The sequence below is a fragment of the Pseudomonas sp. CFBP2511 genome (genome assembly GCF_030209255.1).
Classification (GTDB): domain Bacteria; phylum Pseudomonadota; class Gammaproteobacteria; order Pseudomonadales; family Pseudomonadaceae; genus Aquipseudomonas; species Aquipseudomonas avellanae.
In genome coordinates this window covers 388,642-401,514 of sequence record NZ_JARVSI010000015.1, presented here as the reverse complement: position 1 = coordinate 401,514, position 12,873 = coordinate 388,642, and the positions used below count along the sequence as shown (strand labels likewise).

The 12,873-nt window shown below is 56.8% G+C and carries 11 protein-coding genes; 1 reads left to right on the top strand and 10 read right to left on the bottom strand.

All coding sequences use genetic code 11. From position 1 onward, the window contains the following. Positions 1–50: 50 nt before the first annotated feature. The 5 genes from QRN38_RS13665 to QRN38_RS13645 form a co-directional block, all read right to left on the bottom strand. Positions 51–1,013, bottom strand: coding sequence for a class I SAM-dependent methyltransferase (locus QRN38_RS13665; protein ID WP_057418830.1), 963 nt, complete (start codon positions 1,011–1,013; stop codon positions 51–53). A 65-nt stretch (positions 1,014–1,078) separates the two neighbouring features. Beyond that, complete coding sequence (locus tag QRN38_RS13660; protein ID WP_057418831.1) at positions 1,079–1,783, bottom strand: YoaK family protein; 705 nt, start codon at positions 1,781–1,783, stop codon at positions 1,079–1,081. Between the two features lie 41 nt (positions 1,784–1,824). Next, a complete protein-coding gene (locus QRN38_RS13655) occupies positions 1,825–2,052 on the bottom strand; it encodes a hypothetical protein (protein ID WP_003383427.1) in 228 nt (75 codons plus the stop codon). Between the two features lie 130 nt (positions 2,053–2,182). Next, the gene (locus tag QRN38_RS13650) at positions 2,183–2,524 is read right to left on the bottom strand and encodes an FKBP-type peptidyl-prolyl cis-trans isomerase (protein WP_057418832.1); all 342 of its coding nucleotides are present in this window, start codon (positions 2,522–2,524) and stop codon (positions 2,183–2,185) included. Between the two features lie 137 nt (positions 2,525–2,661). Further along, complete coding sequence (locus tag QRN38_RS13645; RefSeq protein ID WP_011104063.1) at positions 2,662–2,946, bottom strand: hypothetical protein; 285 nt, start codon at positions 2,944–2,946, stop codon at positions 2,662–2,664. Between the two features lie 665 nt (positions 2,947–3,611). Here QRN38_RS13645 and QRN38_RS13640 point away from each other — a divergent pair. Next, the gene (locus tag QRN38_RS13640; RefSeq protein WP_007246646.1) at positions 3,612–5,180 is read left to right on the top strand and encodes a TerC family protein; all 1,569 of its coding nucleotides are present in this window, start codon (positions 3,612–3,614) and stop codon (positions 5,178–5,180) included. Between the two features lie 69 nt (positions 5,181–5,249). Here the strand turns inward: QRN38_RS13640 and QRN38_RS13635 are convergent, their stop codons facing one another. The 5 genes from QRN38_RS13635 to QRN38_RS13615 form a co-directional block, all read right to left on the bottom strand. Continuing rightward, on the bottom strand, positions 5,250–5,825 hold the full coding sequence (locus QRN38_RS13635; RefSeq protein ID WP_007246645.1) for a GNAT family N-acetyltransferase: 576 nt from the start codon (positions 5,823–5,825) through the stop codon (positions 5,250–5,252). A gap of 61 nt (positions 5,826–5,886) precedes the next feature. Beyond that, positions 5,887–6,567: a hypothetical protein gene (locus tag QRN38_RS13630; protein ID WP_007246644.1), complete on the bottom strand. Its 681-nt coding sequence runs from the start codon at positions 6,565–6,567 to the stop codon at positions 5,887–5,889. After that, entirely contained in the window at positions 6,564–9,962 is a 3,399-nt protein-coding gene (locus QRN38_RS13625; RefSeq protein WP_285362424.1) for a toxin VasX, read from the bottom strand. Before QRN38_RS13625 ends, QRN38_RS13630 begins: the two co-directional genes overlap by 4 nt. Further along, positions 9,952–10,833 carry a DUF4123 domain-containing protein gene (locus tag QRN38_RS13620; protein ID WP_057418644.1) on the bottom strand — a complete coding sequence of 294 codons (882 nt, stop codon included), beginning with the start codon at positions 10,831–10,833 and terminating at the stop codon, positions 9,952–9,954. The genes QRN38_RS13625 and QRN38_RS13620 overlap by 11 nt, the downstream gene beginning before the upstream one ends. Further along, positions 10,826–12,868, bottom strand: a complete 2,043-nt coding sequence (locus QRN38_RS13615) for a type VI secretion system Vgr family protein (protein WP_057418645.1) — start codon at positions 12,866–12,868, stop codon at positions 10,826–10,828. The genes QRN38_RS13620 and QRN38_RS13615 overlap by 8 nt, the downstream gene beginning before the upstream one ends. Positions 12,869–12,873 lie beyond the last annotated feature (5 nt).

The window sequence follows — 12,873 nt, the reverse complement described above, 5'->3', positions numbered from 1 at the left end:
GTTGTCGCATGATCAGAGCCGGCTTGAAGGCTTGAACATTGCTACGGGGCTTACGCCCAGCCGGTGCGACTCAAGCCTTCAGCCTTGAACACCAGCGCCTTCAAGCCGCCGTCGACTCGTGCATCCGGGAATTCCGGCGGGTTTTCGAGGCGTTGCTCAAAGCGCAGGCAGGGCGCTTCGATTGCGGTGTGCTGAATCAGAAAGTCCGGCCCCAGCGCGGGGTCGTTCATGCACGCCAGCACCTGCCCGTCCTCTTCAAGCAATTCGGGCAGGCGACGCAGGACCCGTTGGTAGTCCTTGTCGAGCATAAAACTGCCTTTCTGGAAGGAGGGCGGGTCGACGATGATCAGGTCGTAAGGCCCCGAACGAGTCACCTTGGCCCAGGACTTGAACAGGTCATGCCCCAGAAACGTCACCCGGCTCAGATCGTGGTCGTTGAGCCTATGGTTTTCGCGGCCGCGATTCAGCGCCGCACGGGCCATGTCCAGGTTCACCACATGGTCGGCTCCACCGGCAATTGCCGCAACCGAGAAGCCGCAGGTGTAGGCGAACAGATTCAGGATGCGCTTGCCCTTTGCCTGGGCCTGCACCCATTCACGGCCGTAGCGCATGTCCAGAAACAGCCCGCTGTTCTGCTTCTTGCCGAAGTCAACCTTGTAACGCAGGCCGTTTTCGCTGATGACCCATTCATCCACGACCTCGCCGGTCAGCCATTGCGTTGTGCTTTGTGGCAGGTAGCGGTGTTGCAGCAGCAGGGTGTGAGCCTGGCTTTTTTGCCATTGGGGCGTTTCGATCAGCGCGTTCAACTGGTGCGTCAATGCGTCCAGTTCGGACTCTTGCGGCTCCTTGAACACCGAAACCAGCACCACGCCCTGCATCCAGTCGACCGTAATGTGCTCCAGCCCCGGCCACACGCGACCACGGCCATGGAACAGGCGGCGGGTTTCATCGGGTACCTCGCTCAGGGCATCGAGCAGGTGCTGTTGCAGAATCGCGAGTGCTTCAGGGGTCATGACGAAGGTCGGTTATGAAAGGCGGCGTATGGTAAACGTATTTCAGCTAATGGGAATCATGAGGTTCAGCGCGGCATGTACTGACGTTGCCAGCGATGCGGGATTTTCAGCGACACCAGCGCCAGTAACGCTGACAGGCTGGCGCTGACCAGCAAGGCATTGAGCCCCAGACGATGTTCAAGCAACGCGCCGATCACTGCACCAATGAACATCCCGGCCCACGGGACCAGTTGAATGCGCCAGCCATCCCGGCGTTCGCCGAGCATCCAGCGGCCCAGACCGCGCCCCAGTCGCGACAGCGCGCCGGTCACGTAGGTCAGGCCCACCGGCAGCCCGTTGACCTGCTCGACAGCGGCGTTGAGCATGCCCATCGCCAGAATCGCCCAGATCAGGGCAAGTATATTGTTCGCCAACGGCCACGCCGCAGCGGCACACAACAGCGTGGCGATAGCCAGCAGTAAGGGCAGGGCGCGCCGGTTGCCCAGGCGCGCAACGACAACGCCCAGTGCATTGCCGGCAATAAACGCAAAGATGGCCAGGGCCAGACGGAGTGTGACGCTCAAATCGCCATCACTTATCGCCACCGCAAGGCGCGTGGTGTTGCCGCTCATGAACGAGACGAAATCGCCGGTGGCCATGAAGCCGATGGCATCGGTCATGCCTGCCAGCACCGACAGGCTCGCCACCAGGCACATGCCGACCCTGCCACGCCATTTCTGCAGGTGCAACTGCCGTGGGCTGGCGCTGGCATTTATGGGAGGTGGCAGCATCGCAGGTCCTCTGGACCGGTTGAAACAGTGGCTTCAGCGGTTTATAGCGGCTTGGCGCGGACTATTCTTTTCGCCCTGACCTCGTCTGCGTAAGCCTTGAGCTGGTCGGCATCGCTGTAAAGCCGATTGACCATCTGCAAGATCGCAGTGACGTCAACATCCTTCATTTGTGAAGCGAGCTTGAGAATTTCTTCTGCCGTGCTCTCGAGGTTGGTTGCTGTCCCTTTCAAGTGCCGCTTCAGCTCCTGGGTCGACTTATTGAGCGCCATACATGTTCCTGTGCCAAGACCTTGAATTCCATACCCGGAGCATCGCTTTTTCCGCGATAACAAGCAATCAGGCTGATGCCTGAGCCTTGGAGTTATCGGCCGATTCAAGGTGATCTACAAGGCAGGGCGCTCAATCATCGCGCGTCAACACTTCAAGCAGCTCTATTTCAAACTTAAGGTCAGCGCCCGGCTTGATGTGCGCGCCGATGGTCCTGTCGCCATAGGCCAGATGGGCGGGGACGAACAGTGTGCGCTTGCCGCCCACCTTCATGCCAATAAGGCCTTGATCCCAGCCTTTGATAACGCGCCCGGTGCCGATCACGCACTGGAACGGTTTGCCGCGCTCGTGCGAAGAGTCGAACACTGTGCCGTCTTCCAGGGTTCCGGTGTAATTAGTGGTGATCAACGCACCCTTGACCGCTGTTTTGCCTTCACCGATGTGCAGATCGGTAATCTGTAGTGCTTTACTCATTGCGGGGCTTCCGGGTACAGCGTGCTCAGTGAATGTCGCGGGAAGGCTTTCTCGCAGAAAAGCGATTCGATGACAAGCTGATCAAACAAAAACGGGGAAGCTTTCGCTTCCCCGTTGCAGGCCAATCACGGTGTGTGTCAGAGATTCTGCGAACTGACCACCATGGCCTGGGCGATGTTCTCTTTCTGCTGCTCAGTGAAGCCGTCCCAGATGTTGGTCTTGGCGTAGTAGCCCAGGCCTGCCAGGCAATAAAGGCTGAGGGTCAGCACGATGGCAATCGAGACGAACGTCCAGCGGCCTCCTTCCTCATCGTTTTCCCGTGTGAAACTGCGCGAGTAGTTATCATTCGGGCCGCGCGAGAGCAGGGCGGACGACAGGCGCTTGAACCACTGAAACAGATGAACAACAACAATACGCAGCATAGGGATATCACCTCAAATGTTAATAAAACGGAATGCTTGCGATGCTCGGCGGCACCGAATACAAAAGCTGAAAACGAAAAAAGCCCGTCTATGACGGGCTTTCTTTTTATGATTCTGGTCAGGCGAACAGTGCGTTCGTACTGTGGAACAGTCCACGAAGTGCGCTGCGCATGCCTGACGTTGTGGAAACATTTTAAAACAAATGGTCTGCGTCAGCTACCCGGCTTCTGCCGTTGTCAGACAACTGGTCGTGTCTGAAGGTGCGGCAAAACGTCGCCCCGCGCTGGCAGGACGCACGAGAAGGGCGCTGCATTTGGTCAAGTCTTGTAATACTTCTTCAAAGTGCGAAACAGTTGTGTGTATTGTACGATCCACTCCCAAATTGAATTTCAGGACTGTATGAATACCCTCCAGGAGCCTCCGAGTTGTCCTCCTTTCACAGCTGATGGTTGGCCGGTTATAGCCTCTTTGCCGAGAGCATCGCTTTTACCGGGTAGCCCGCTCCATTCAAACATCGATTCATTCAGCCTCATGCACCGTGTAGATATCGTCAGGCCCCTGCTTCGTCGAGCTGCAAAGCCGTGTCTGACGATTCGTCACAGGGCCTGGTCTACATTGACCAGTGCCGCTCCCTGCCATTTTTCTCGTGAGGCTGTATAACTACCATGGAATGGATCGCTGACCCCACGGCATGGCTTGGCCTGCTGACCCTCATCGTGCTGGAGCTGGTGCTGGGTATCGACAACCTGGTTTTCATCGCCATCCTGGCGGACAAGCTGCCCCCTGAGCAACGTGATAAAGCACGGGTCATCGGCCTGTCGCTGGCACTGATCATGCGCCTCGGCCTGCTGGCGAGCATCTCCTGGATGGTCACGCTGACCGAGCCGTTGTTCGAGATTTTCGACAAGACCTTTTCCGGACGTGACCTGATCATGCTGTTCGGTGGTGTGTTCCTGCTGTTCAAGGCCACCATGGAATTGCACGAGCGGCTGGAAGGCCATGTCGCCCAGCGTGCTGGCAACGCGGGCTATGCACTGTTCTGGCCGATCGTGGCGCAGATCGTCGTGCTTGACGCGGTGTTCTCGCTGGACGCCGTTATTACGGCGGTGGGCATGGTCGAGCACTTGTCGGTGATGATGATCGCGGTGATCTTCTCCATTGGCCTGATGATGATCGCCAGCAAGCCGCTGACCAAGTTCGTCAATAGTCGTCCGACAGTGATCATGCTGTGTCTGGGCTTTTTGATGATGATCGGTTTCAGCCTGACCGCAGAAGGCCTGGGTTTCCATATCCCCAAAGGCTATCTGTATGCGGCGATCGGCTTCTCGATTCTCATCGAAGTGTTCAACCAGATTGCCCGCAAGCGCAGCAAGAAGTCTGCCCACGGCCACCTGCCGCGCCGCGAGCGTGCTGCCCATGCGGTGATGCGTCTGTTGGGCGGCCGCAGGCTGGAATCCGGTGATGTCGATGAAGAAATCACCGACATGCTGGAAGGCGAAAGCAACGAACCGGTGTTCGATCGTCGTGAGCGGGTGATGATCAGCGGCGTGCTGCAACTGGCAGAGAGGCAGATTCGCACGGTGATGACTCCGCGGGCCGAGATCGACTACATCGACCTGAACGACGATGCCGAGAAGATCCGCCTGAAACTGATGCATTCTTCCTACTCGCGCCTGCCGTTGATTGGTGAGCGTGGTATCGATGAACCTTTGGGTTTTGTGCACAAGAAAGAGCTGTTCAAGGAACTGTTGTCCGGCAATCAGCCCGACTTGAAGCTGATGTCGCGCAAGGCCATTAACCTGCTGGAAAGCTTCACGATCCTCAATGCGCTGGAGCAGATGCGCAAGGAGTCCACGCACATCGCGTTCGTGGTCAACGAGTTCGGTGATTTCATCGGCGTATTGAGCATGACCGACATTCTGGAGTCCATCGCCGGCCAGTTGCCTGACGCCAGCGAAGTGGAAGGCCCGGACATCGTTGCGCAGGGCGAAGACTTCGTCGTTTCGGGTGCCCTCAACCTGAGCCTGATTCGCGAGCGAACCGGCTTCCAGGCCAAAGCCACCGAGGACTATCAGACCCTGGCCGGGCTGGTCATGAGCCTGCTGGACCGCTTGCCTTCAACGGGCGACAGCCTTAGCTGGCAGGGTTGGAACCTGCAGGTTGTAGGCGTGGAAGAACGTCGCGTGACACGGGTGTTGCTGCAAAAACAGCCTGCGGCAAGTGCTGGTAAGTAAGCGCTGAGCAGTAAAGAAAACGGGGCCGTTCGATGATGAGCGCGCCCCGTTTTTATTTGTGCGTCACACTTATTTGCGACGCGGACGCGACACCACTGACTCGATATTCTTGCGACCAATCAATTTGGGTTGCACAGGCTCGGCCGCTATTGGCGCGTCGGCCAGCCACTTGAACATCACCAGACAATCCACCAGCCCCAATCGGGCATGACGATAAGCCTTGGGCAAGCGCCCAACCGTCTCGAAACCCAGCTTGGCCCACAGCGCAACCGCCACTTCATTGCTGGCGACCACCGAGTTGAACTGCATCGCCAGAAAGCCGCTGTCGCGAGCCAGTTGCTGTGAGTGCTCACACATCAACCGCGCCACACCACGGCCCAGGGCTGCGTCCGTCACCATATAGCCACAGTTGCAGACATGATTGCCCGGGCCTGCCGCATTGGCCTTGAGGTAGTAACTGCCCAGCAACTGACCGTCCTCCTCAGCGATCAGCGTGTGCAAAGGCAGCTTCAGCCACACGTCACGCGCCTGCTCTTGAGTGAGCGCAGGGTCGTAAGCGTAGGTTTCCTGAGCGACAACGACAGCCTGGAAGGTAGGCCAGAAGCGGTCGAAGTCTTCCGGGGTCATGGGGCGAATCTGAATCATGTAAGGCCTGGGAGGAAGTGGGCTTGGATTTTCTGCGCTGTACGTTATCTTGAGCGCACGATCACTTCCAGGCTTTTTCGGTGAACTCCGCCGTTGGGGGCAGCACGGTGTGGAGGAAATTCAGGTATTTGTTGAACAACACCTCATGCTTGAACCGGGCCTCGAAGCCGAGCGTGACGTCGGTACGATGCGTGATGATCATCAGACGCTTGCGGTCGACGGTAACGAAGTTGTACTCGCCCCATGGCAGGCTTTGTTCCTGGTGAATGGGGTTTTCCCAATTCAGCAGTTTTAGTGCCGCTATAAACGCCATTGCAACCGGACCGATCAGAAAGAGCAATGAGCCGGTGAGAAGGGCGATGAAAACGAATATCAGGATGACGGCTATGGCGATGCCTTTGAAGAAGGATGAGGCGAAGTCAGGGTAGTGGAGGTAGTACTCCAGATGGGCGCAATCGGTTTTTATGGTGTAGTTGTAGATGGTTTTTTGGCGGATGAGGAGGCCTGTGTAGTAAGCAAGATTTCCCGCAAACGCTAATATTACGGTAATGAGAAATTTGGGGCTCTCTAAAAAACGATTCCAGCCTGCCCAAATAATAAGTGAGCCGGCCATTAAATGAATGGCCGTAAATCCTAGCTGCGTAATCATGATCTCTTTAGGTGACCTCGCAAGCGTTTTGATTTTCCAGTTCAGGATATCCTTACCTTTCGGCAGATCCCGGGCTTTTTCTTGCTGCGTCATACGGGTGTACCCTCTGCGACTTCCAGGGTCAGGGTACCAATCCTGCTTGATGCCTTTACCTCGAGTTCCACTGCAGCCAAGCCGTCAATAGCGGTATCGCCTTTTGTGCCAAGCTCCATCTGAAACAGATAGCTTCTATCGTCTCCGCCAGGATTTAAAAGATTGGCCGGGTACCAGATTTGCAACTCAAGATACGTTGCGTCCTTGTCGAGCGGCACCCAGGTTTCCCAGATGAGGTCTTCGTTTTCAGGTGGCATGCGGGGGTAGGTATAGTCTTCACTCGCCTTGCCAGCAGGCTTGTTGGTAAGCATCCCGAACTGTTCGACTTTCCTGAATTGCCCGTGGTCCAGAAAAGCTTCATGTATCGGCTGATCTATTTTTTCTACGGGCAGCACGCCCCATGGTCTCTTGCTGCTGACGATGTTGAAGTGCACGGACTGCCCGCGTACCTGATTGGGCAAGCGCACTTGTACTCCAGCGCCATTTTGTACCGCTACGCTGTAGTTATCGTTTTTGCCAAGATAACGTTTTTCATAATGCACGGTGCTTTTTACATGGACCTGTGGAGATAGTTGAATTTGCATTAAAGTGCGTATTTCTTCATTCTCACCGCTTGCAGTTTCGGCGTATCGATAGTCCAAAGTTCTGGACCAACAGCACTTGCTTAGCCACCAGCCAACACTGTCTTGCTTGAAGTGATTAAGGGCCATCGTAGCAAAAAGATAAATCAAGCCTGCTACCAGTAGCGCTACGCTGAACCACGGATTCATAACGATAATTGCAACACTGCTGGCAGGATAAATACCTGCGAATAACTGAGCGGCTGACCCTACTCCCATCAAGCCTACAGAGACGATCTTTAAATCCAGCCAGCCTTTTTCTTCTGATGTTTTAGCCCTGGCTGAATCATCCAGGACGTCAAATAGCTCTAACGTAGCCGCGACTATGCCAAACCCACCCATCGCCACCATCGAAACCCTGAACCCACGTATCGCATCACCCCACGCTGCATTTCCCTTGGCTTTCCAGTACGCACTGGACCTGTCCAGAATGGCCACATTCTTGCCATCGATCAGCGCTGGCGTTGCGTCCCTTATGATGCTCCACGGCGCGTCCACAAACACCGCCATCAACAGATTGAAGCTGTACCCCAATCCATACGTCACCTTGCCAATGTCCTTGGTACTGAAATCCCCATCCCGGGTAAGGTCCCGATAGAGGAAGGCGGTATTGATCAGGTTAAGCATGACCACGCCCCAGGTGATCGTGCCAGCAACGCCGCCCAGTCGGTCGGTCCAGCCTTTGGCGCGGGCGAGCCAGTCCGTGGCGAGGGTTTTGCCAGACTGGAAGTACTGACGAATCTCGTCCTGCAATAGCTTGGCGTATTCGTTGTTCTGAAAGTCGAGCAGGGCAGGGATGCTCAGTTCGTGAACGCGCAGTTTGTGTTTATAGGCCTGCAAGTTGCGAGCAGTGCTTTGGCGCGTGTTGTAGGCGTTCGGGTATTGCCAACTGCGCACCAGCTCGCTGATTTGCTTGTTGAGGACTTGCCACTCACTTACCCACTGTTTGAGCTTGGTCACTGTCTGCTCATTGATCGCGACGCGTGCTGTCGAGTCGAGCAATATCTGGCCGATCAGCAGGGTGCGAAGCAACGCAACGATGTTCTGCTGTTTGCCAAGGGCCATGCGGCTGTCGATGGGCACCCATGCCAGTAATACACTTTCAAACGTGGCTTTGCCTGCACCGCTGGCCAGTTCGCCGAGGGCTTTGAAGGTGTCTTGAACAGGCTGTTTCAGCGCCTTCATCCACGGCTTGTCGGCAAAACCCTGATGGTTGAGCACGCCATTGAGTTCACCGATGCGCGTGGCCAGATTGGTGACGTCGCCGAGGCCGTTCAGCAGTGCATCGGCTTCCTGATGCAGGGCGTGCTTGAGCGCTGGCGAAAAACCATAACGCAGGGTGCCAAACAGGCTGCTGGTGTTAGCTTCCTGCTCGGCCAGCCAGGCATTTGCGGCGCTGTCCTGCGCATAGATGATCTGCAGATTGAGCATGATCGTCTGCAAATACAGCAGGGTTTTCGGGTGTGTGGTGTCGATGAACAGCTTGAGCGGTTCGGTGCCTATATGTTCCGCCCAGTGCTGGAAATCGCTTTGCGTGTCACGCACCTGTTGCAGGCGTTTGTCTCCGGTCGGCAGGTGCTGCAAAAGGTACTGACGCGCACTGCTCAGATCGACCTCGCGCCGCCATTTGTGGCGATCTTTCCAGGCCTGCGCGCCCTCATCGGTCGGCGCGCTGCCATAACGTGTTTCGATCGATTTGCGCATGTCCAGGCTATTGAACATGTCCGGCAGCAGCAGAAAATCTCCAGGAACGTTGCTACTGCTGATCTGTGCTTCTTCAAGAATGCATTGCTCAAAGTACGCTTCGACCTCACTGAGGTACTGATGCGTGCGCAGCGCATCACCACGCACCGACGCCGGCAGCTTCTCTGCTTCGCTCTCTGCGCCGCACAGCGTGGCGATGGTCTGGGCGATCTGGATCTTGTGTTCGTGCGCGCTTTGCCATTCCCGAAAGGCCGCTTGATCGGCCGCCAGCTGCATGCCCAAGTCGTTGAAAACGGCGAGCGGGTCATCGAGGGTAATGACCAGAGAACTGTCCTGATCGTAAACGCTGCCCTGCCAGAAGACATCGGCGCCCAGCGGTGCCCATAACGGATCGGGTTCTGCGCCTTCTGATGGCGGGCGAGTACTGGGAATCGCCGAATCTGCAAAACGGCCATCTTCCACAACACAGTCTTTGTCGATATCCGCCACGGCCTCGGCGATGCGATCCAGCGGCAGGGTGTCCGGCTCGGCCATGGTGAGGCAGTAGCTGGCCAGGTCCAGCGCCTTCATCCACAACGCGCGGCTTGGGGCATGGGAGCGCATGTGCTCGCACATTCGCCACGTCCACTGCATCGGGGAAAAGGCGATGTGCAGGCGGTGCTCTCGTGGATACAGCAGAAAGGGTTGTCCCTCATCGGTACCGGTTCGCTGGTCATTACCGATGTGCGCATCGCTCCAGACGATGCGGCTCAGATGGCCGTCGCTGGCTGAGGCTACGTATTCATGCAGCGTGCCGGCTGTTTCGTCGAACACGTAAACGTAGCCGTCGTACAGTTGGCGCAAGGTGTAACTGCGTGTTTTCAGCGTCGGCAAGCGGGCCCATTGGCCGTCTTTGGGCAGTGGCTTCAGCTGCGTGGGGTCCACGTCGTAGCGCGAGCGATCCAGCGCATAGCGCACCGGAACAATGGCGACGTTCGGCCCACGGAACGGGCACAGGCTGGTGGCGGTCGCCGGGGTTTTGGGGAACAGTGCAGCACGTCGTTGTCGATGGGTGCCGTTTTTATCGGTCATGCTGAGCATCCGTGGTGTTACGGGTTTTCTGACGGTATTCATCAAGCGCGTCGATGCGCAGTTCCGGGGATAACTGCAGATGTTCGGGGTACAGCGTTCGCCAGGACTGATAGGGGCCTTGTGGTTGGTCAGTGAAATCCAGCCCCCACTCATGGCAGATGTCTGCCCAGGTCGCCAAGGCGTATTCGCTGGTCAATCCCCACGCCATTGCGCCATCGAGCGCCTGTTTCAGCCAGGATTCGATTTGATCATCAGTCTGCTTGGCGAAGGCGAGCGGATCGGTCTTCTTGAGCCAGTCATGGATGCGCTCTTCGAAAATCCAGCGATAGCAGTGTTCAAATGCGTTTAACTGCGGTTCGCCCAGCAGCGCGAAGTGGGGGTGCCAGGTGGTGTTGGGCTGCTCGTTAAAAAAAACGGCAGGGGGTGAAGCATTGCCATGCTGCCAGCCGCGCAGGGGAGGTTGAACCCACAACTGCTGGATAGGCCCCAGTATCTGACTCAGATGCTCGCGGCTATAGCTTGAAAGCCAGTGATGCAGTACCAACGGATCGGCAAAGCGCAGCAAGCTGGAATTACCAAGGTAGTCGTCCGGGTTGAGGTACTGACGCAAATGCGCCGCAACGACTTTTAAAGAAGCGCTGCTGTGAAAAATGCATGCGTCGATCCGTTGCGCAGCATTCCCATGCCACTCCCGCACGAGCGCGGATTGGCTGGGTAGCTGTACAAGCACAGGTCCCAGATCCACGATTTTGGACCATCGTGTTCCCAGATATAAAGGTGCTATATCAAGAGGTTCGTTTAGCTGATACAGCTGTTTTATGGCATCGGGTCGTAACATCCCGTCAATTAACAGGTAGTTGGCCTTATCCATTGCGCGACCTCTTTTTCGCAGCCTGTTGTTCGCAAACCTCACAACGTGGCGTGCGCCTCATGGCCCGCCTCTGGGCATGTGCAAGAACCTCCCCAGGCTTGGTCGTATCAGCTCGCAGTGTCGGACCCGGCAGCAAGGGGGTTGCGCCGGAGCCACTGCCCGGGCTTCCCCCGGAGTTCAAATGGATGGCAGGCCCTCCCACCGTCACGCCGCTTGCGTCAATCTTTATGAAGCTGCCAGCCACTTTGAATGTCAGCTCCATGCCAGCCTCCAGAACAATCTTGTCGGCACTCTTCAAATGGATTTCCTGCCCAGCCTCTGCCAGCAGTGCATTACCCAGTTTCAGGTGCCGAGTCCCACCTACCCTCAGATGGTCGTCCGCTTTGGCTTCAGTCAGCCGGTCGCCATCAACCAGACGGTGTTCCTGAGCCTTGAACTCGCTGTAGCTGTTTGCTTCCACGCGGTCATGACGCTCATGACCAATTCGGATCTTTTGATCATGTTTGATGTTTTGGTCCCAATTGCGCTGGGCGTGAACATAGATTTGCTCCTGGCCGGCCCTGTCTTCGATACGCAGCTCGTTTGAGCCACCTCCGCCTGGACTACTCAAGGTCTTGAATACGCTGCGCGTCTGGTGGGCGGGCAGGTCATAAGGCGGTACGTGCTCGGCGTGGTACAGGCAGCCACTGACCAGTGGCCGGTCGGGGTCGCCCTCAAGAAACGTTACCAGCACTTCCATACCGACACGCGGGATGGTCATGCCGCCATAACGATTGCCCGCCCAACTGGATGACACGCGCAACCAGCAACTGCTCCGGTCATCGGCCTCAGCGTCGCGATCCCAGTGGAACTGCACTTTGACCCGACCGTGTTTGTCGCAGTGGATTTCCTCACCTTTCGGGCCTGTGACCACGGCGGTCTGACTGCCGAAGATTCTTCGTTTGGGATGACGCAGGGGCGAGCGGTACAAGGCGTACCAAGGCGTGGTAGTGAACGTATTGCGGTAGCCCTGATGAAAGTCGCCGGGGTTCTGAATTTCACATGCGGACTCCTCAAGTACCCGCGGCTGACGGCCTTCATGACGAACGCCGGTCAGCAGCCACAGATCATTCCATTCCTTGTTGGGATGTTCGCTCAGCCTCAGAAAATGGCCACTGACGAGCCGAGCCTGGTTACTGCGACCTTCACCTGACAGGTAATCGTGATTGAGGCGCTCCAGCGCGCGTTGTGCAAGATGATCGCCACGATCACGGCTGGTGAAGCCGCCCGGGTAGTCGTATTCCTGGAGCTCGATACGACGACTGACATTGGCCGATCCCTTGGTGATCAGCAGCGGCTTCTCGAAATGGTAATCGCGGCTATGGTGACTGTTGGGGCGCGTCTCCAGGCGCAGTCTGTAGTGCTGGATGGCCGGCTTTGTGCCCGCCAGGGCGGTGTCCTGTCTGTAGATAACCGGGCCCAGTTCCGGGAACACTGTCTGGTCGTCACCAAACACCAGTTGATGGGCGGTAGCGCTGTGCTCGAAGTGGTAGTGCAGGCCTTCTTCTTCGCACAGCCGCTGAATGAAGTGCAAGTCAGACTCGCCGTATTGCACGCAGTAATCGCGTCTCGGGTAGTTCGTTCCTAGATGAAAATTGAACGTGGTGGCCAGCAGGCCGTGCTTTTCAAGTACCTGTTCAATGATCTGGGGCACCGTCAGGTCCTGAAAAATACGCTGATCAGTACGATGCTCAAGCCGGGCCAGGTGCGGGCGCAACGTGATCGAATAGTGAGTCAAACGTCGACCGGATTCGCCTTGGGCAATCTGATCGATCAGGCCATGGATTCCACCGCCGTCGGGTGCAAACTTTAGGAACGCTGAGCGCCCCAGCAAACTTTCAAGATCCAGCGAAGTGTGCTCGCTGACCAGATCCAGCTTGAAGCAGAAGGGCTGGCTGATGGCTTCGTGACCGGTGAAGGCGAAGACTTGAAAGTCATGGTGGGCGTCAGAAAGGCTCAGACTGAAGTGGGGGAGCGAGATTATTTCGGACTGCATGGCGT

Excerpts from the sequence above, each read along its gene's own strand:
- QRN38_RS13665 (WP_057418830.1), bottom strand. The coding sequence starts at position 1,013 with ATGACCCCTGAAGCACTCGCGATTCTGCAACAGCACCTGCTCGATGCC.
- QRN38_RS13660 (WP_057418831.1), bottom strand. The coding sequence starts at position 1,783 with ATGCTGCCACCTCCCATAAATGCCAGCGCCAGCCCACGGCAGTTGCAC.
- QRN38_RS13655 (WP_003383427.1), bottom strand. The coding sequence starts at position 2,052 with ATGGCGCTCAATAAGTCGACCCAGGAGCTGAAGCGGCACTTGAAAGGG.
- QRN38_RS13650 (WP_057418832.1), bottom strand. The coding sequence starts at position 2,524 with ATGAGTAAAGCACTACAGATTACCGATCTGCACATCGGTGAAGGCAAA.
- QRN38_RS13645 (WP_011104063.1), bottom strand. The coding sequence starts at position 2,946 with ATGCTGCGTATTGTTGTTGTTCATCTGTTTCAGTGGTTCAAGCGCCTG.
- QRN38_RS13640 (WP_007246646.1), top strand. The coding sequence starts at position 3,612 with ATGGAATGGATCGCTGACCCCACGGCATGGCTTGGCCTGCTGACCCTC.
- QRN38_RS13635 (WP_007246645.1), bottom strand. The coding sequence starts at position 5,825 with ATGATTCAGATTCGCCCCATGACCCCGGAAGACTTCGACCGCTTCTGG.
- QRN38_RS13630 (WP_007246644.1), bottom strand. The coding sequence starts at position 6,567 with ATGACGCAGCAAGAAAAAGCCCGGGATCTGCCGAAAGGTAAGGATATC.
- QRN38_RS13625 (WP_285362424.1), bottom strand. The coding sequence starts at position 9,962 with ATGACCGATAAAAACGGCACCCATCGACAACGACGTGCTGCACTGTTC.
- QRN38_RS13620 (WP_057418644.1), bottom strand. The coding sequence starts at position 10,833 with ATGGATAAGGCCAACTACCTGTTAATTGACGGGATGTTACGACCCGAT.
- QRN38_RS13615 (WP_057418645.1), bottom strand. The coding sequence starts at position 12,868 with ATGCAGTCCGAAATAATCTCGCTCCCCCACTTCAGTCTGAGCCTTTCT.